Source organism: Acidimicrobiia bacterium (assembly GCA_035651955.1).
GTDB lineage: Bacteria > Actinomycetota > Acidimicrobiia > IMCC26256 > JAMXLJ01 > JAMXLJ01.
This window is the reverse complement of the sequence record DASRES010000015.1, coordinates 210929-229704: the sequence shown is the minus strand read 5'-3', so window position 1 is coordinate 229704 and position 18776 is coordinate 210929. Positions and strand designations below refer to the sequence as shown.

Sequence of the window (18776 nt, the reverse complement as noted above, 5' to 3'; positions counted from 1 at the left end):
TCGAGCGGACGGGACCGCGCCCGCCCGGTCCGGTCGGCGACGGCCCCGGGGCGCCCGTCCGGATCGACCACTCGGCACCACGACTCCCCGAGGCGGTCGACACCTTCGCGACCTGATCAGCCGTCGGAGCGCAGCGCGGCGGCGACCGTGTCGAACGTCGGCGCCATCCGGTCGAGGCCCGCGACAATCACCGCGCGGTACACCGTCGCGGTCCGTGCAACGGCGAGCCGGACGGGGACCACCGCGGTGATGCGCTGCACCGCGGCGAACGCCGCGCTGTCGAGGTACTCGACGCGCGAGATGTCGAGGACGACGACCCGCACGCCTTCGCGCCGTGCGGCCTCCATGATCCGCCCCTCGATCGCGGCGACGTTCGTCAGGTCGATCTCACCCACGACGGTGGCGACGAGCGCGCCGTCGCGCACGTCGAGCTCAAGCTCGTGCAGCGGCAAGCTCATCCAGGTGCTCCGGTTCGCGCGGGTAGCGGAAGACGACCGTCGTGCCGACCGGGTGCCGGTTGACCTGGACGGACGGCACGAGCTTGCGCATCAGGTCCATCCCGCGACCGCCGACGGACCGCGTGCTGTGCTCCTTCCACGTCCCCGTGTCGGTCACGCTGACGAGGACCTCGTCGCCGACGACGGCACCCTCGAGACGGACGAGCTGGTGGAGCTCGTTCGTGTACGCGTGCTGCACGACGTTCATGCACGCCTCGCCGACCGCCATCACGAGCTGCAGCGCGTGCTCCTTCGGAAGCCCGACCATGTCGAGCCACTGGTGGAGCTCGGCCCGCATGGTCGCGAGCTCGCCCGGGGTCGCGTGCAGCTTGCGGAGCAGCATCGTCGGCGAGGACACCGGTGACCGCAGCACGAGGAGGACGACGTCGTCCACGCCGTCGCTGTCGGCGAGCAGCTCGCGGAGCACACCGTCGGCGATGAAGTCGATCGGCAGTCGCGCGCGGTCGCCCACTGCGTGGACGAGCCGGTCGAACCCCTCGTCGAGCGACCGGCGGCGACGCTCGACGAGACCGTCGCTGTAGAGGACGAGGAGCGCACCGGGCGGGAACGGGTGCCTCGCCGACTCTCGGCGCACGTCGGTGCGGCAGCCGAGCGGCCAGAACCGGCTGGCCTCCAACAGCTGCGACGAGCCGTCCGGCATGACGCACAGCGGCGGCGGATGACCGGCGCAGCAGTAGTCGACCCAGTCGTGCTCGAGGTCGACGACCGCGTACGCCACGGTCGTCGACGTCGCGGCCGGGATGTTCGCGGCGAACTCGTCGAGGCAGTCGATGGCGGCGGCCGGCGTGTCCGAGCGCAGCGCGCACGCGCCGAGCGCGCTCCGCAGCTGTCCCATGACGGTCGCGGCTTCGAGGCCGCGGCCGACGGCGTCACCGACCGCCACGCCGATGCGTCGCTCGGCGAGGGGGATCGTGTCGTGCCAGTCACCACCGACCGACAGCGCCGACTCCGCGGGGAGGTAGCGAGCGGTGTGACCGGCACCCTCGACGAGGGCCGGCGGCCCGAGGAGGCTCGTCTGGAGTGCGGCGGCGACCGACTGCTCGAACTCGAACAGGAGCGCGCGCTCGAGCGCGACCGAGATCTCCGCGGCGACGTGCTCGAAGTGCGCGCGCTGGCGGCGCCCGAACGTCTGCGGATCCGCGAACCCGATGACCCACACCCCGATCGCGTGGCGCTCGCCGACGATCGGGATCATCGCGAGGGAGGCGACCGGCACCGGCGCGAGCACGCGCGCGGCGCGTCCGTGCCGGCGCGCGAACTCGTCGAAGCGCGGCCAGTACGAGGCCACCTGGGACTGCAGCACGTGCGCGGCGGGATCCTCGCCGTGCAGCGAGAAGACGGCGTGGTCGCCGTGGACGTGCTCGGGGAGCGAGTCCCCGACGTACTCGAAGCTGTCGCGTTCGCCGCGCACGGCGAAGCGCACGACCGACGCGCCGAACAGGCGGGCCGTCTGCCGCACGACGGTGTCACCGACATCGCGTGGCGTCCGGGCGTGGAGCAGGGCTGCCGCGACGGTGATCTCCTCGGGCACGCCGTTGCCGGCGTCGTCGACCGGCGGGGCCCGGCGGCCGACGGCGGCGCGGCCGAGCGCGGCAGTGATCGCGGCGCCGATCGCGCCCGACGCGACCGCCAGGGCTGCCGATCGCCACCGCGACATCGTCGTGTCCCCCTCGCCGGCAATCCGCGCGCGCACCCGAGACCGGCAGTCGGGCGTCCCCGAGGACCTTTCCCTGCCCGGACGCCGCCGACACGTCCCTCGCCCGGTGGGCGCCCGTCAGGGCCGGAACACGACCTTGATCGCGTGCGCCCCACCCCGGTCGATGGCCGTCTCGACGGCGTCGCGGTACTGCTCGAGCCCGAATTCGTGCGTGACGACGACGTCGTCGGGGAGCAGGCCCGCGGCCAGCACGTCGAGCGCCCGATCCACCGAGTGGCGGTCCGCACCTCCGGCGAGGCCGGGCGCGCTGCCGGCGTCGACGGTGTGGTCGATCGAACCGACCAGCGCCGCCTCCTTGTACCAGACCGGGGTGAGGTCGACCTCGCTGACGCCGGCCGCGCCGAGCAGGAGGACGGTCCCCCGGTGCGCGACCGCCCGGAGCGACTCCGTCACCGAGGTCGGTGCGCCGACCGCCTCGACGACGTAGGGGAACCCGCCCATCAGCATGAGATCCGCCTTGCGCCCCACGACGCGCGCGCCGCTGATGCGCGCGAGCTCCTCGAAGTGCGCGCTCCCGGGCTCGCTCGTGACGACGTGCGTGGCGCCGCACGCGCGCGCTGCCGCCGCCTGGTGCTCGTGGCGCGCGAGGACGGTGACGGGGCAACCGGGGAACAGCCCGCGCAGCGCAGCGAGCGTCGCGAGGCCGATGATGCCCGCACCGACGACGAGCACCGGGTCGCCGTCGCGCGGCGGCGCGTGCAGGATGCCGTGGCACGCGATCGAGACCGGTTCGTGCAGGCTCGCGCCGCGATCCGGGACGCGGTCGGGGACGGCGTGCAGCATCGTGGTGTGGGCGAGCACCTGGTCGGCCCACCCACCACCGAGGCCCGCGGTGTAGCCGAGCGAGCGACCGCCCGTCAGCACCCGGCTGTCGAGCGAGAGACAGGCCGACGTCCAACCCCGGGCGCAGTTCGCGCACGGCGGGTCGATGCCGCGCGGCGCGCACGGCAGGCACGGGTCGACGGCGACGCGCGTGCCGATCGCGTGCGCACACCCGGGACCGGCCTCGACGACACGACCGGCGATCTCGTGACCGAGCAGGAACGGGAAGACGCCGGCCATCCCCATCAACGTCGGGGACGGCCCCGTGTTGTGCGTGAAGAGATGGAGGTCGCTGCCGCAGATCCCGCCCACCGTGACCTCGACGCGCGCCCACGACGGGCCCGGGAGCTCGGGCTCGGGCACGTCGACCAACGACGCCGGAAACGCGGGATCGGCCATGTCGAACTGAACGGCACGCACGGGCGGGAGCGTAGGTCTCCACGTACAGTGCCGGCGTGCGCGTGCCGGATGCGGCTCTCGACGACGTGCGCGAGCGGGGCTTCGCGCTCGTCGAGGGGTTCCTCGCGCCGGACGAGCTGCGTGCCGCGCGTGACGCGCTGTGGCTGCACTTCCCGACGCCGGACGAGTACTACGCGGCCCCGGAGCGCCACGCCTCGTACGCGGCGAGCCAGTTCGCCGGTGTCGAGGAGTTCCCGTACCGGTCGTGGGACCTCAACCGGCTCGCCTTCCATCCCGACCTCGTCGACGCCGCCGAGCGCCTGCTGGGGACGAGCGACCTGCACCTGTACAAGGTCGAGCTCTGGGCGAAGTACGCGGGCGCCGTCGACTACGACCAGCCGTTGCACCGCGACTACGGCAGCCATTCGCTGGTGGTCCCCCGGCGCGACGGCCGCTACCAGCAGATGACGACGTTCGTGTACCTGTCGGACGTGACCGAAGACGACGCGCCGACACGGATCGTCCCCGAGGAGCACGGTCGACACGTGCCGTTCACGCCGCTGTACCTGCAGCCCGGAGCGATGGCGGACGTCGAGGTACCGATGGTCGGGCCCGCGGGGAGCCTGCTCGTGTACCGCAGCGACGTGCTGCACCGGGGCTCGAACTTCACGCGGCCGGGCCGATCACGCTTCTCGTTGCTCGCCGACTACCAGGCGCGCGGGACGACGTGGGGCGGGAAGATGGCGTGGCCGAAGCAGGCGCCCCAACGGTGGGCAAAGCTCATCCCGCAGTGCAGCGTCCGGGAGCGCGATCTCTTCGGCTTCCCGCGTCCGGGCGACGCGTACTGGAACGAGCAGACGCTCGCCGACGTCGAGGCGCGCTACCCCGGGATCGACATGACGCCCTACCGCTCGCGCGAGACCGCCGGGCGACCGGGCTGACCCGCGTCGTTCGAGGCGGCGGTGGGAATTGAACCCACGTCCAGGGTTTTGCAGACCCTTGCCTGGGCCACTCGGCTACGCCGCCGGAGCGGTCGACACTACCGCACGCCTGCCAGAATGGCGTTCTGATGAGCCAGAAGGCGCTTCGGAACCTCCCGGCCGGCGACCTGGACGCAGGCGGCATGGACGCCGACGACGTCGCCGCGCAGATCGCGCAGCAGACCCTGAAGAAGCGCGAGGCGCAGTACGCGACGGAGGTGCGGCGGCTGCTCGACGCCGCGCTCGACGTCATGCGCGAGGGCGGGACGGGCTCGAGCCCGCGCGTCGCGGACATCGTCGCCGCGGCGGGCCTGTCCAACGACGCCTTCTACCGGCACTTCGCGTCGAAGGAGGCACTGGTCGCCGCGCTCCTCGAGGACGGCTCCGCGCGGCTGCGCGGCTACCTCGAGCACCAGATGGCCAAGGAGCGCACCGCCGAGGCGAAGGTGCGGCGCTGGGTCGAGGGCGTGCTCTCGCAAGCCGCTGACGACGACGTCGCGACGACGACGCGCGCCGTGATGTGGAACGGCGTCGCGCGCCACCCGTCTCCCGCGGCGGCGCTCGCGACGCTCCTGCGCGAGCCGTTCGCACAACTGGGCAGCTCCGATCCCGACGCCGACGCCGCGCTCGCGTCGCACGCCACGATCGGGATGCTGTCGGACTTCCTCTGGCAGCGGCTCCGCCCGACCCGCGCGCAGATCGACCACGTCGCGCGGTTCGTCCTCGCGTCGCTCGACCGCGGCGACCGGGCACCATCGACGCGATAGCCGGCGTCAGGGCGCGAACTGCAACGTGTGCGGGCCGCGCACCGTGGACGTGTGCACGAGCTCGATCGACGACTCGTCGACCTGCCAGTCCGGGAAGCGGGCGAGCATCTCCTCGAGCACGACGCGCCCCTCGAGACGAGCGAGCGCGGCGCCCAGGCAGAAGTGCACGCCGTAGCCGAAGGCGAGGTGGCGGTCGATCTGGCGGCGCACGTCGAAGCGGTCGGGGTCGTCGAAGTGGCGCTCGTCGCGGTTCCCCGACGCGTTGAGGATCGCGAGTCGCGACCCCGCCGGGATCGTCGTACCCGCGACCTCGACGTCGCGCGTCACGTAGCGTCCCTGGATCGGCGACGGCGACTCGTAGCGGAGCAGCTCCTCGACCGCGTTCGGCACGACGCTCGGGTCGTCGAGCAGGATGCGGCGCTGGTCGGGATGGCGCGCGAGCAGCACGGCCGTCCACCCGAGCAGTCGTGCGGTCGTCTCGTTGCCGGCCGCGATGAGCAGCTGCGTGAAGCCGAACACCTCGTCGAACGTGAGCTGCGTGTCGCCGCCGCCGTCCGCGTCCGCGATCCGCGCCGCGTGCAGATCCGAGATCATGTCGTCGCGCGGGTGGTCGCGCCGTTCGGCGACCAGGTCCTGCATGTACTTCCACAGCTTCCCGACCGACTCGGCCTTGAACGTGTCGGTGCCGTCGGGGTCCCAGCGCATCATCGCGTCGATCCAGATGCGCAGCTCGTTCTGGTCCGGCTCGGGCACGCCCATGATCGCCCCGATGACCATGCCGGGCACCTTGGCCGCGCACTCCTCCATGATGTCGAAGGGCTCACCACCGACGTGCGGGTCGAGGAACTCCGCGCACATCTCGCGCATCCGTGCCTCGAGCGCGGCGACGCGACGAGGTGTGAACGCGCGGCTGACGAGCTTGCGCAAGCGGTCGTGACGCGGCGGGTCCATCATGATCATCATCGGCAACATGCCGGGGATGTCGTCGAGCAGGACCGCGTCCGGGTTCGTGTCGATCATCTCGACGACGATGCCGCGCGCGGAGCTGAACGTCTCCCAGTCGAGCAGCGCGTTCAGCACGTCGTCGTAACGGCTCACCGCCCAGAAGTCGTGACGCTCGTTGTAGTAGACGGGCGCCTCGTCGCGGAGACGCTTCCACACCGGGTGCGGATCGGCGTCGATCGCCGCGTCGTAGGGGTCGTAGTACACGTCGACCGTGCTCGTCACGACTGTCTCCTCACGTCCTGGACGTCGTCGCGTCGACCATGATGCCCCGCATGGCACGTTCTCCTCACGCGGTCGACCCTGGGTCGCAGCGGCTCGGCATCCATCTCCCGCAGTACGGACGGGCGGCCGGCCCGGGCGCGGTCGAGCGCGTCGCACGCGCGGCCGAGGACCTCGGCTTCGACGACGTGTGGGTGAGCGACCACGTCGTCCATCCGGCTGCGCAGACGTACCCGTCGGCGTACCTGTACGACCCGTTGGTCGCGTTGACGTGGGCCGCGGCCGTCACGGCGCGCGTCGGTCTCGGGACGAGCGTGCTCGTGCTCCCGCAGCACCATCCGCTCGCGCTCGCGAACACGCTCGCGAGCCTCGACGCGCTGAGCCGCGGCCGCGTGCTCGTCGCCGCAGGGGTGGGCTGGTCCCAGGCCGAGTTCGACGCGCTCGGCCAGTCGTTCCACGACCGCGGCCCACGCACGGACGAGATCATCCGCCTGCTGCGCGCGTGCTGGCACGACGACCCGGTCACGTTCCACGGCCGGTGGTACGACGTGCGCGACATCCGCGTGCTCCCGAAGCCCGCCCACGACATCCCGATCTGGGTCGGCGGCGGGGTGGAGCGCGCGTACCGGCGCGCCGTGGAGCTCGGCGACGGCTTCCACGCGATCGGCCTGTCGCCCGAGCAGGTCGGCCCCGTGGTCGAGCGCGTCCGCCGGGACCGGCCCGATCCGTCGTTCACGTTCTCGCTGCGCACCGGATGGGATCCGCAGGGCATGGACCACGACCGCATCCGCCGCGAGCGCGACGACTACGCGGCGGCCGGCGTGCAGCACGTCGTCAGCGCGCCCTGGCGCGAGAACGTCGACGACTGGCTGCGCTCGATGGAGCTGCTCGTCCAGCTGCTGGGGCGCTGATCCCGCGCGCGTCATCCTGCCGGCAGTCGCAGCGCGACGAGCTGCGGCGGGTTCGCGATGCCGACGGGCACGAGCAGCAGGTCACCGGCGATCGTCATCCAGCCGTTGACCTTGCCGGGCAGCTGGTACTGCCAGACGATCCTCCCGCTGTGGCGGTCGTACGCGACGACCATGCCGTTGTACGTCGTCGTGAGCACGAGCCCGTTCACGACCGTCGCCGCGCCGAACGGGTCGCCCGGGACCTTCGAGTCCCACAGCACACGACCCGTCGCGGCGTCGACGGCGACCATCTCGCCGTCCTTCGTGCCGAACTCCGAGCCGATGTAGGACGGCTTGTCCGGTGACAACGTCGTCGGCGCGTTCAGCGTGGCGACGTACACGACGCCGTCCGCGGACGCGGGAGGGGTCTCCACGCCGCCGTACGTCCCCGGGAGGATCGCGGTCGGACCGGTCAACGAGGTGAGCTGGTCGTTGTCGTGCTCACCGACCTTCGTGCGCCACAGCAGCTTCCCGGTGTCGCGGTCGAAGCCCAGGACCTCGCCGCCCTTGCCGGTTCCCACGACGACCGTCTGTGTCGTGGCACCGCGCTTCACGTCGACGAGCATCGTGTGCACGAAGTCGCGGTCGAAGAGGTCGTGCGGGTAGGGCTGGAAGTACCAGTGCAGCGCGCCGTCGGAGGTTCCGAGCGCGAGGATCGAGTCGCTGTAGAGGTCCGCGCCGGGGCGGCTCGAGCCGTTCGGGAAGGCCTTCGTGCCCGGGAACGGCGCCGGGTTCCCCGTCCCGAAGTAGACGACGCCCCTCGCGGTGTCGACCGCGGGCGCGTACCACGCGCCACCGCCGGAGTTGACGTCGGGATGGCCCCACAGGTCCTTGGACTCGACGGTGTCGAACGACCACACGTCGGCGCCCGTCCGCGCGTCGAGCGCGTGGATCGTGCCGCGGTCGCCGGCCGCGAACTGACCCTGGATGCTGATGGGCACGGTCGAGACGAGCACCATGCCGTCGAACACCGTCGGGTCGATGTCGACCCCCTCGGTCCTCGTCCGGTTCAGGTCGCGCGTCCATCGCTTCGCGCCGGTGGTCGCGTCGAGCGCGACGATGCCCTTCGGTGTCGTCGCGAACAGCGTGCCGTTCGCGACCGCCACGCCGTACGGGCCGATGTTGTAGTCGTGGCTCGCGTAGTGCCACCGCGGCGCACCCGTCGCGCGGTCGAGCGCGGACACGCTGCCACTGCCGTCCTCGACGTAGACCGTGTCGCCGACGACGAGCGGCGCGGTCGACGCGCCGGCCGAGAGCGTCGCGGTCCACGCGGACGCGAGACGCGCGATCGTCCCGACGTCGATTGGCGAATCCGTCGCGTGGCGTGAGTTCGCGTAGTCGTGACCCGGGAGCGGCCAGTCGGCCGCGTGATCGCGGACCTCGGGCGGGATCGCGTCCGCGCCCGGCGCGCGCGCAGCCTTCGTCGTCGGTACGTCCTTCCTCGTCGAGGAGCCACTCGAGCTGCACGCCGTCGCGACGAGCGCGACGGCCACGAACGCGACTGCACCGCGGATCCCCCTCACGGGGGCGGGATCGTATACAACTCCTGTGACGGCGTCACACGATCGACGGGCGACACGCCGCCCGCAACGCGTCCGCGCGGCGCCCCGCCATGTCCCGCACCTCCCGGTTCGTTCGTATCCTGGTCACGCAGATGACAAGGAGCACGCGCGTGAACGTGAACGACCTCGTCCTCGTGAGCGTCGACGACCATCTCGTCGAGCCACCGCACCTGTTCGACGGGCGCCTCCCGCATCGCTACGCCGACGACGCGCCGCGCGTGCAACGGAGCGACGACGGCGCCGACGTGTGGGTGTTCAACGGCGTGACGATCCCGAACATCGGGCTGAACGCCGTCGCCGGGCGCCCGAAGGACGAGTACGGCGTCGAGCCGACGGCGTTCGACGAGATGCGACCCGGCTGCTTCGACGTGCACGAGCGCGTCAAGGACATGAACGCGGCGGGTGTGCTGGCGTCGATGTGCTTCCCGTCGTTCCCGGGGTTCAGCGGCCGGCTGTTCGCCGCCGCCGACGACAAGGAGCTCGCGCTCGCGGTCGTGCAGGCGTACAACGACTGGCACATCGACGAGTGGTGCGGGACCTACCCGGGCCGGTTCGTGCCCATGGCGCTCCCCGTCCTGTGGGACCCGGACCTCGCCGCACAGGAGGTGCGGCGCGTGGCCGCGAAGGGCTGCCACTCGCTCACGTTCACGGAGAACCCGGCGACGCTCGGCTACCCGAGCTTCCACGATCCGTACTGGGACCCGCTGTGGCGCGCGGTGTGCGACGAGGGGACGGTCGTGTCGATCCACCTGGGCTCGTCCGGGAAGCTCGCGGTCACCGCGGAGGACGCCCCCGTCGACGTGATGATCACGTTGCAGCCCATGAACATCTGCCAGGCCGCGGCCGACCTGCTGTGGTCCCGCGTGCTCAAGGAGTTCCCCGCGATCCGCATCGCGCTGTCGGAGGGCGGGACGGGCTGGATCCCGTACTTCCTCGACCGTCTCGACCGCACCTACGACATGCACCGCGCGTGGACGGGTCAGGACTTCGGTGACCGGCTGCCGAGCGACGTCTTCCGCGAGCACTTCCTGACGTGCTTCATCGACGACCCGGTCGGCCTGCAGCTGCGCGACAAGATCGGCATCGACAACATCGCGTGGGAGTGCGACTACCCGCACTCCGACTCGTCGTGGCCGAACCCGGGCGAGGACCTCCTCGCCGCCGCGGCCGGCGTCCCCGACGCCGACCTCGAGAAGATCACGTGGCAGAACGCCGCGCGGTGGTACTCGTTCGACCCGTTCGCGCACCGCACGCGCAACCAGGCGACGGTCGGCGCGCTGCGCGCCGAGGCCGCGGGTCACGACGTGTCGATCCGCTCGTTCGACAAGGGCCGCACCACCCGCAGCAGCACCGAGATCGGCAGCCTCGCGTCCCGCGCCACCGCGTAACAGGGCGTTCCGTGAAGCGTCAGACACACACTGTGTGGTTGACGCTTCACAGAACGGCTCAGCGGGGGCCGGGTGCCGGAGAGAAGATCAGGTCGACGGTGCGGTCGACGGCGGCGAGGACGTCGCGGATCGAGCAGCGGCCGAGCGCCCACGACCGCAGGCGCGCGTCCATCACGCTGTTCGTCGTCTCCACGACGGCGGCGGCCTGCTCGGGCGGGAGACCCGGCAGCGCGTCGGTCATCGCGGCGAGGTGACGATCGGCGAACTGCTGGAACAGCGCCCGCGCGTTCGGGTCGTTCGAGCTCTGCAGCACCATCTCCGCTCGCAGCAGCTGCGGGCGGCGCTCGAACGCCCGCACCGCCCGGTGCAGCAGCGCGCGCAGCCGTTGCGCGTCGGGCTGCGCGGCGCCGTCACCGCCGCGGCGTGACCGGAACCCGCTCGCCCATTCGAGCAACGCGGCCGCGTACAGGTGCTCCTTCGACGTGAAGTAGCGGTACAGCGTGCCGAGCGCGACGTCCGCGTGCTCCGCTACCTCGCGCATCTGCACGGTGTCGTACTCGCCGTGCTCGAGCAGGTCGAGCGCGGCGCGCACGATGCGGTCGCGGCGGTCGCGCAGGTGCGCGGGGAGCGTGTCGGGATCGGGCGCCCGGTTCTCGGCACGGGCGTCGACGTCGGTGGTCGCGCGCGCCATCGCGCCCGTCAACGCAGCGGCTGCGGGGTGACGAGCGCGCGCGCGTTGTCGTGCATGATCTTGCGCACGTCCGCCTCGGGCAGGCTGTCGATCTCCTTCGCGAAGCTCGTCGGCTCCGGCAGCCCCTCCGCGTGCGGATAGTCGGAGCCGAACAGCACGCGCTCCGCGCCGAGCAGGTCGACGAGCGCCATCACGTTGTCCTCGAAGAACGGCGACACCCACACGTGGCGGAGGAACAGCTCGTACGGGTCCTGCTCGAAGTGGCCGGGGACCTGGATGGAGATCGTCCGCAGCTTCTTCAGCAACGGCTTCACCCAGCCCGAGCCCGTCTCGATCGTCGCGACCCGCAGGTTCGGGAACCGCTCGAACAGCCGGTCGGCCATGAGCGACGCCATCATGTCCTCGATCGGGCTGGCCGACAGGAGCCGCTTGAGCGGCGGGACCCGGAACGACTCGACCTCGCCGCTCAGCCCCCACAGCCGCTCGTACGCCTGGTAGCCCGAGTCGCCGCCGTGGATGACGAGCGTGACCCCGGCATCGTTCAGGCGCTGCCAGAACCCGTCGTGTGCGGGATCGCCCGGCGTGCGGCGACGATCGGGACCGGCGACGGAACCCGGGCGCACGAGCACGACCCCGGCGTCGTGCGCGATCGCGTACTCCAGCTCCTCGAGCGCCCAGTCGACGTCGACGAGCGTGATGTAGGGCGCGCCGTAGATGCGACCCTCGAAGTTGAAGCCCCAGTCGTCCTGGAGCCAGCGGTTGAACGCGCGGAACGCGGCGCACAACGCCTCGGGATCGTGCTCGAGCGCGGTCTCCATGCCGACGCCGAGCGTCGGCAGCATGATCGTCGCCTCGAGTCCCTGCTCGTCCATCAGCCTCAGGCGCGCGGCACGGTCGCGGTACTCGGGACGCTCCTCGATCGGGTCGAGCTCACCGAACGCCTTGCGCATGTCGCCGACACCGGCCTTCGCGCGGAAGTAGTCGACGAGCGCGCCCGGCTTCGACACGCGCTCGAAGGTCGGGTTCGGGATGAAGCGGTTGACCTGCCCGCCGACGAGCAGGCGCGTCTTCCCGTCGATCTCGGCCCACTGCATCGTGCGCTTGCGCATCGACGGGTCGAGATGGCGGGTGAAGGCGTCGAGCGCCTCGTAGTAGTGGTTGTCGGCGTCGAAGACCGGGAAGCTCACCATGCCCGCCAGACTAGAACCGGATTCCAGTTCAGCGCAAGGACGCGAGGGCGTCGCGGTCAGTCGTCCAGCGGCTCGAACAGCCCCTCGAACCGGAGCTTCCCGTTCTCGACCCGGCCGTACGTGAGCCAGTCGCCCTTGAACAGGTTGTGGTCGTGCGGTGCGCCCGCGATGTGCGTGCGCGGCCCGCCCGTCGTCGAGGGGACGAACCGGAGGTTCTCGAGGCCCGCCTTCAGTCCCGGGCCGCTGAGCACGGGCGCGCGGTGCAGCCCTTCGCACAGGACGCGCGCGGTGTCGTAGGCGAGCAGCGGGATCGCGTTCGGCCAGAGCGCGACGTCCTCGCCGTAGCGCGCGCGGTAGCGCTGCACGAACGGCTCGACGCCGGGGTTCTCCGGGCAGTACTGGTCGATGCCGACCCAGCCCTCGAACTTGTCGAAGCCCATCAGGTAGAACATGAACGCCGTCGTCATGATGCGCGGCGGGTCCCAGTCGCACTTCTCGAGCGCCTCGCGCATCAGCCCTTGCGCGGCGAGCATCCCGTAGCCCATGTACGCGAGCGCGTCGGGCTCGGAGCGTTGCAGGTTCGCGAGGTTCGCGGCGAGGTCGTCGGGTGTCTGGCTGACGGTCTCGAGCGCGCAGATCGTCAGGCCGTGGCGGCGGCACTCCTGCCGGAAGAAGCGGAAGTACTCCTCGCCGTTGGGTGACACCTCGTTGATCACCGCGATGCGCGTGTAGCCGTGGCGCTTGAGCCAGCCGACCATGAGCGCGGCGTCGCCGCCGCAGTCACCGTTGCCGAGCCGGAAGCAGTAGTCACCGTGGAAGCGCTCGGTCCCGCACCAGCTGACGAGCGGGATCTCGAGCTCGTTCGCGACCGGGCCGACGGTCATCCCGTTGTCGGAGCTGTACGCGCCCGCGACGCCGATGCAGCCCTCCTCGACGAGCCACAGGAACCCGTCGATCGCGTTCTTGGCCGACCCCTGCGGCAGGCCGTTCTCGGGATGGATCACGAACTCGACCGGCCGGTTGAGGACGCCGGACTCGATCGCCTCGTCGAAGGCCATCCGGTGGATCTTGTCGGCCCACTCCCCCGGGCCGCCGAGCGCCGATCCGAGCCAGCCGATCCTGATCGGCTCCATGTCCATCGTCATGCCGGCCCCCCAGGTCGAACTTGCCGGGTCGACTCCGCTCCGGCCTCCCGAGCTCCGCCCAGGCCTCGGCTTCGTCTCCGTCCGCAGTTGTATACGTTATGCGTTCCCGCGGGATGTCGAGGAGGTCAGCATGGTTGCGCCCGCGCCTGCGCTGGAAGAGCTCTCCCGCGAGGAGCTCGTGCCGGTCGCGTTCGAGCACATGCTCTCCGGCATGATCGTGACGCGCGCGCTGCTGCCCCAGGTCGTGCTGCACGGCGGCGACCTCGACCTGATGAACCAGGTCGCGATCGACGAGTGGATGGGCGCGAGCCCCGTGTACACCGCGCGCATGCGCACGCTCATGGGCATCGAGGGCGACGACGTCAGCGCGATCATCAAGGCGCTGCAGCTCGACGTCGGGTTCGTGCACCAGTACATGGACGTCGTGTACGAGGTGTCCGACGAGCAGCACGCGGAGTTCTGGCTCGCGCACTGCGGCGCGCTCCTCGACGCCGAGCCACACGGCGAAGAGCGCGTGTTCGGCATGTGCCACACGATCGAGGACCCGACCTTCGACGCGACCGCGCTCGCGACGAACCCGCGTGCGCGCATCCGGCCGATCCACCGTCCGCCGCGCGTGCCGGCCGACCGCCATCCCCACTGCCACTGGACGCTGACCATCGACCCCGACAACGAGCCGGTCGGGCCGATCGAGCTCACCGACCGGGTGCGCGCGCTCCCGCTGGCGTCCGTGCCCAACGAGATCCCGCCCGCCCGGGCCGGCGACGTCGGCGGGATGGCCGACTACCGCGGGCCGCTCGACCCGTCGTTCCACCTCGCCGACCTGTCGTCGGCCGCGCTCGTGGCCGCCGCGCGCGAGTTCCAGGTCCAGTCGCACCTGCTCGTCGCGTCGACCGACCTCGCCTTGCGGGGACATCTCGGCGAGGACATCGCGCGCGACATCGTCGAGCAGGCCTGGGTCGGAGCGTCCTGGATCCTGAGCGAGCGCCTGGTGAAGGCGCTGGGCACGTCGACCGACGCCGACGGCCTCGCGCGGGTCCTCGCGCTCACCCCGGCGGTGCCCCCCGGGTTCGACCGGCGCGTCGAGGTCGACGGCGACCGGGTGCACGTCGAGCTCACCGCGACGCACGCCGGGCTGCTCGACGAGTCACACCCCGGTTGGTGCGGCGTGCTCGCGCGCGGCGACGCGCGTGGCGTGGAGGCGATGGTCCGCGGCGTCGACCGCGGCGCGCGCGTCGACGGCGTCGAGGTCTCGGGCGACACCGCGAGCGTCGACGTCGTGCTCGGCGGCGCTCCGGCCGCGGAGCCCGACGCCGTCGCGCTCGGTCGCATCGGCATGGTCGCGACATGGAGCTTCGACGTCAGCGACCCCGTCCGCGCGAGCTGACCGCGACGTTCGTGCGTCGCTGAACGTCGTACCACGACGACGAGCGACGCATGGACGCTATTCGCGCTCGCGCTCCCGCGCGGCGAGCGCGCGGCGGTCGACCTTGTCCATCCCGGTGAGCGGCAGCGCGTCGACGACGCGCAGCGCCTCGGGCAGCTTGTACGCGGCGAGGCGCGGCGCGGCGAACGCGCGCAGGTCGTCGAGCGACGGCTCGGGTGCATCCGCGCGCGGCACGACCACCGCGACGCCGATCTCGCCCATCACGTCGCTCGGACGCGCGACGACCACGACGTTCGCGACCGCGGGGTGCTCGAGGAGCACCGCCTCGACCTCCTGCGGGTACACGTTGTACCCACCGCGGATGTACATGTCCGCGACGCGCCCGGTGATCCGCAGGCAGCCGTCCTCGCGGATGCACCCGAGGTCACCGGTGCGGAGCCAGCCGTCGGCATCGAGCGCAGCGGCGGTCGCGTCGGGGTTGCGCCAGTAGCCCGTCATCACCGCGGGCGAGCGCAGGCAGATCTGACCGACCTCGCCCGTGCCGAGGACCGCGCCGGTCTCGCGGTCGCGGATCTCGAGCTCCGTGCCGGGCCGGGGGCGGCCGACCGTCTCGAGCACCTCGTGGTCCGGCGCGTCGAACGCGGTCATGGTGCCGAGCCCACCGGACTCCGTCGACGAGTACCGGATCGAGTACGGCGCGTGGAACCGGGCACGCGCCTCGCGGACGAGGGCCGCGGGTGACGGGCCCGCGCCGATGATCAGGCCCTGCACCGCGCGCAGGTCGTAGCGGTCGAAGTCGGGGACGCTCAGCAGGAGCGACACCTGCGCCGCGACGCCGCCGATGTACGGCATGCGCTCACGCGCGATGACACGCAGCGCGTCGGCCGCCCGCCAGCGCGTCAGCACGTGCATCGTCGAGCCGGCCTGCAGATGACCCGCGAGCTTCGTCATGAACCCGACGTGCGACAACCCCGTTGCGACGAGCTGCGGCCGGCCCGCGCCCCACGCGCCGCCCGTGTCCATCGCGGTGATCGCGGCGATCCGTCGCCCGTCGAACACCGCGCCCTTCGGGATGCCGGTCGTCCCGGAGGTGAACACCACGGTCTCGGAGGCATCCGGATCGTTCGGCGACCCGGGCGGCTCCGCGCCGTCGAGGCGAACGTCGCGCAGGATGCCCGCGACGTCGTCCGACACGCTGACCCGCACGACGTCGACGCCGCCGGGTATGCCGTCCGTGAGGTCGTCCGTGGCCACTGCGACGTCGGGCGCGAGCTGTGCGAGCAGCGTGGCCCGCTCGGGCGCCGGCGAGCGCGGGCTGATCCCGCTGACGACCGCGCCGAGGCGCGCGAGCGCGACGTACGCGACGACGTACTCCGCGCTCGCGGGCAGCGCGAGCGCGACGACGTCGCCGCCCCGCAGGCCCCGGCGCGCGAGCCCCGCGGCGGTCTCGTCCGCGAGCGCGTCGAGCTGCGCGTAGGTCAGCGCGCGCGCCTCGTGGACGAGCGCGACGCGCGACGGGAACCGGCGAGCGGCTTCGCGCGAGACGTCGGCCAGGACGGACATGACGGACCGTCAGAGTACGCTCCCGCCGGTGCCATGGGACCCGGGCCCGCGACCGACGTGGGTGCAGGACATCATCGACGGGCGCGGTGCGCCGTTCGTCGCGGCCGTCGCAGACGCGCCACTGACGCGCGACGTCCTCCTCGACGAGGCGCGCGTGCGCACCGGGCTGGGCGACTTCGGCGACGACGCGTTCGTCGAGGCCCTCGACGTGCTCCTCGCGTCCGCGAACGACGAGGCCCGGTTCCACGTCGTCGGACGCGCGCGGTTCCGCGAGACGATCGTGCACCACCTCGCGAACCGTCTCCGGCTGCGCGAGCACGTGCGGCGCGATCCCGGCGTCGTGGACGAGGAGATCGCCGCGCCGCTCGTCGTGACGGGGAGCCCGCGCTCGGGCACGTCGATCCTGCACCAGCTGCTCGCGCAGGACGGGCGGCACCGTGCGCCGCTGGCGTGGGAGCTCTGGTGCCCCACCCCGCCGCCCGAGCCCGCGACGCATGCCACCGACGCACGGATCCGTCTCGCCGACGTCGACGTGCGGATGAGCGCGTGGCTCGCGCCGCACTTCGACGCGATGCACGAGATGTCCGCGACGGCACCGCGCGAGTGCATCGGCGCGCAGAACGTCTCGCTGCGTTCGGACGACCTTCCCGGCAACTTCCGCCTGCCCTCGTACCAGGCGTGGCTCGACCGCGCGGACATGACGAGCGCGTATGCGTGGCACCGCCTCGTCCTGCAGGTGCTCCAACGGCGCATGCCGTCGCGACGCTGGGTGCTGAAGGCGCCGTCCCATCTCGCCGCGCTCGATACGCTGTTCGCGACGTACCCGGACGCCGAGCTCGTCGTGACGCACCGCGATCCCTTGACGATGCTCGGCTCGGTGACGAGCCTCGAGGCGACGCTCTACTGGGCGCACTCGGACGGCGTCGAGCTCCCGGAGATCGCGCGCGAGCAGGCCGACCGTCACGCGCGCCTCCTCGACGCCCTCGTCACGTGGCGCGACGCGCATCCCGACGCGCGCGTCCACGACGTCGAGTACTGGTCGTTCGTCGCCGACCCGATGCGCGCGATGGACGAGCTCTATGCGCGCATCGACGTCCCGCTCACCGGCGACGCGCGTGACGCGATGGCGCACCATGCCGCCGCGAAGCCGCAGGGTCGTCACGGCGGTCACCGCTACTCGTTCGACGACCTGGGCCTCCGCTACGACGAGACGCGAGCACGCTTCCGTCGCTACCAGGAGCGGTTCGGCGTCCCGGACGACTTCTGACCGCGCGGCACCGCTGGGAGGTTCGATGAACGGCGACGACGTCATGACGGGCGCGGCATGGCGCGAGCTCTGCGACCGGCTGGGCGCGCTCGGCGACCGCATCCTCGGCGACGACTTCCCGTCGTCACCGCGCGATCGCGCGGAAGGGTTCCGCCACCTCGCGAACCAGGTCGCGTGCTGGCTGACGTACGCCGTCGGCCACACCGACGCGCGCCATCCGCTCCTGTTCCGTCACAACGACCTCGTCTACCGGTGGGGCGGGCCGAACGTCGACCAGAACGCGCGTCGCGCCGTCATCAGCGGCGACGGGACGTACCGCGTCTCGGGCCGCATGGGCGCGTGCGAGGAGTTCGTCCTCCAGGTGAAGGCGGGCGAGATGCACACCGGCGACGCGCGCATCTGCGCCGAGACGTCGGCGTCGCGCCTCGGCCTGGGGCCGGGCGACGCGTTCGAGATCGTGCTGAGTGCGCACGAGCACCCGGGGAACTGGGTCGCGATCGATGCCGACGCCAACCTCGTCCACGTGCGCGACTACTACTTCGACTGGCGTCCGGAGGAGCCCGCGACGTTCGCGATCGAGCGGCTCGACACGCAGGGTGAGCCGAAGGTCGCGCCGACACCGGCCGCCGTCGCCGCGATGCTGGAGGAGGCGCTCCGCCAGGTCGAGGGGTCGATCGTCTACTGGAACGAGTACCAGGCCGGCATCCGCGCCGAGCAGACGACGAACGCGTTCGGGACGCCGGCGTTCGTCGCGGAGGGCGTCCAGGACATCCGGTACAGCCACGCGTTCGTCGCGCTGCCCGCCGGGCACGCGCTCGTCGCGACCGTGGATCCGCGTGACGCCGACCTCTGGGACGTCCAGCTCTACTCACGCGGGTGGTACGAGTCGCTCGACTTCCCCAACCGTGTCACGAGCCTGAACCACCGGCAGGCGCGCCACGACGGCGACGGGCGGATCCGTGTCGTGGCGTGCGCCGACGACCCCGGGGTCCCGAACTGGCTCGACACCGAGGGGCGGGACGAGGTGATGGCGACGATGCGATGGTGGCGCGCACCCGCGACGCCGTCGGTCACGACGAAGGTCGTCGCGCTGACGGAGCTGCGCGACCACCTCCCGCCGGACACCCCCGTCGTCGACGCCGACATGCGCGCGCGACAGCGCCGGGCCCGCGCGATGCACGTGGCCCGGCGCTGTCGGACATAGCT

General features: G+C 72.0%; 16 protein-coding genes and 1 tRNA gene. 7 read left to right on the top strand and 10 right to left on the bottom strand.

Annotated elements, in window-relative coordinates; all coding sequences use genetic code 11:
* Window positions 1–116: 116 nt before the first annotated feature.
* The 3 genes from VFC33_04755 to VFC33_04745 all read right to left on the bottom strand — a co-directional run bounded on the left by VFC33_04755 (window position 117) and on the right by VFC33_04745 (window position 3477).
* Entirely contained in the window at window positions 117–458 is a 342-nt protein-coding gene (locus tag VFC33_04755; protein HZR12541.1) for an STAS domain-containing protein, read from the bottom strand.
* A complete protein-coding gene (locus VFC33_04750) occupies window positions 433–2175 on the bottom strand; it encodes a SpoIIE family protein phosphatase (GenBank protein ID HZR12540.1) in 1743 nt (580 codons plus the stop codon). Before VFC33_04750 ends, VFC33_04755 begins: the two co-directional genes overlap by 26 nt.
* Window positions 2176–2292: 117 nt before the next feature.
* Window positions 2293–3477 (bottom strand): zinc-binding dehydrogenase, encoded by a 1185-nt coding sequence (locus VFC33_04745; GenBank protein ID HZR12539.1) that lies wholly within the window; start codon window positions 3475–3477, stop codon window positions 2293–2295.
* A 35-nt stretch (window positions 3478–3512) separates the two neighbouring features.
* Between VFC33_04745 and VFC33_04740 the strand changes: the two genes are divergently transcribed.
* Complete coding sequence (locus tag VFC33_04740) at window positions 3513–4397, top strand: phytanoyl-CoA dioxygenase family protein (protein HZR12538.1); 885 nt, start codon at window positions 3513–3515, stop codon at window positions 4395–4397.
* Window positions 4398–4410: 13 nt separating this feature from the next.
* Here VFC33_04740 and VFC33_04735 read toward each other — a convergent pair.
* Window positions 4411–4482, bottom strand: a tRNA-Cys gene (locus VFC33_04735).
* 43 nt (window positions 4483–4525) lie between these two features.
* On the opposite strand from VFC33_04735, the gene VFC33_04730 reads away from it, so the two are divergent.
* Entirely contained in the window at window positions 4526–5203 is a 678-nt protein-coding gene (locus VFC33_04730) for a helix-turn-helix domain-containing protein (GenBank protein HZR12537.1), read from the top strand.
* Window positions 5204–5209: 6 nt separating this feature from the next.
* Here the strand turns inward: VFC33_04730 and VFC33_04725 are convergent, their stop codons facing one another.
* Window positions 5210–6430 carry a cytochrome P450 gene (locus VFC33_04725; GenBank protein ID HZR12536.1) on the bottom strand — a complete coding sequence of 407 codons (1221 nt, stop codon included), beginning with the start codon at window positions 6428–6430 and terminating at the stop codon, window positions 5210–5212.
* A 50-nt stretch (window positions 6431–6480) separates the two neighbouring features.
* On the opposite strand from VFC33_04725, the gene VFC33_04720 reads away from it, so the two are divergent.
* Complete coding sequence (locus VFC33_04720) at window positions 6481–7338, top strand: TIGR03619 family F420-dependent LLM class oxidoreductase (GenBank protein HZR12535.1); 858 nt, start codon at window positions 6481–6483, stop codon at window positions 7336–7338.
* A gap of 11 nt (window positions 7339–7349) precedes the next feature.
* Here VFC33_04720 and VFC33_04715 read toward each other — a convergent pair whose 3' ends face one another.
* Entirely contained in the window at window positions 7350–8900 is a 1551-nt protein-coding gene (locus tag VFC33_04715) for a PQQ-binding-like beta-propeller repeat protein (GenBank protein ID HZR12534.1), read from the bottom strand.
* Between the two features lie 149 nt (window positions 8901–9049).
* Between VFC33_04715 and VFC33_04710 the strand changes: the two genes are divergently transcribed.
* Window positions 9050–10327, top strand: coding sequence for an amidohydrolase family protein (locus tag VFC33_04710; protein HZR12533.1), 1278 nt, complete (start codon window positions 9050–9052; stop codon window positions 10325–10327).
* A gap of 58 nt (window positions 10328–10385) precedes the next feature.
* Here the strand turns inward: VFC33_04710 and VFC33_04705 are convergent, their stop codons facing one another.
* The 3 genes from VFC33_04705 to VFC33_04695 are packed head-to-tail and all read right to left on the bottom strand — an operon-like array spanning window position 10386 to window position 13341.
* Window positions 10386–11018: a TetR family transcriptional regulator gene (locus VFC33_04705; GenBank protein HZR12532.1), complete on the bottom strand. Its 633-nt coding sequence runs from the start codon at window positions 11016–11018 to the stop codon at window positions 10386–10388.
* An 8-nt stretch (window positions 11019–11026) separates the two neighbouring features.
* A complete protein-coding gene (locus VFC33_04700; protein ID HZR12531.1) occupies window positions 11027–12208 on the bottom strand; it encodes an amidohydrolase family protein in 1182 nt (393 codons plus the stop codon).
* A 56-nt stretch (window positions 12209–12264) separates the two neighbouring features.
* The gene (locus tag VFC33_04695) at window positions 12265–13341 is read right to left on the bottom strand and encodes an ABC transporter substrate-binding protein (protein ID HZR12530.1); all 1077 of its coding nucleotides are present in this window, start codon (window positions 13339–13341) and stop codon (window positions 12265–12267) included.
* Between the two features lie 142 nt (window positions 13342–13483).
* Between VFC33_04695 and VFC33_04690 the strand changes: the two genes are divergently transcribed.
* A complete protein-coding gene (locus VFC33_04690; GenBank protein ID HZR12529.1) occupies window positions 13484–14740 on the top strand; it encodes a hypothetical protein in 1257 nt (418 codons plus the stop codon).
* Between the two features lie 57 nt (window positions 14741–14797).
* Here the strand turns inward: VFC33_04690 and VFC33_04685 are convergent, their stop codons facing one another.
* Window positions 14798–16303: a class I adenylate-forming enzyme family protein gene (locus VFC33_04685; GenBank protein ID HZR12528.1), complete on the bottom strand. Its 1506-nt coding sequence runs from the start codon at window positions 16301–16303 to the stop codon at window positions 14798–14800.
* Between the two features lie 28 nt (window positions 16304–16331).
* Between VFC33_04685 and VFC33_04680 the strand changes: the two genes are divergently transcribed.
* Window positions 16332–17570 (top strand): sulfotransferase, encoded by a 1239-nt coding sequence (locus tag VFC33_04680; GenBank protein HZR12527.1) that lies wholly within the window; start codon window positions 16332–16334, stop codon window positions 17568–17570.
* 25 nt (window positions 17571–17595) lie between these two features.
* Complete coding sequence (locus tag VFC33_04675) at window positions 17596–18774, top strand: DUF1214 domain-containing protein (protein ID HZR12526.1); 1179 nt, start codon at window positions 17596–17598, stop codon at window positions 18772–18774.
* Window positions 18775–18776 lie beyond the last annotated feature (2 nt).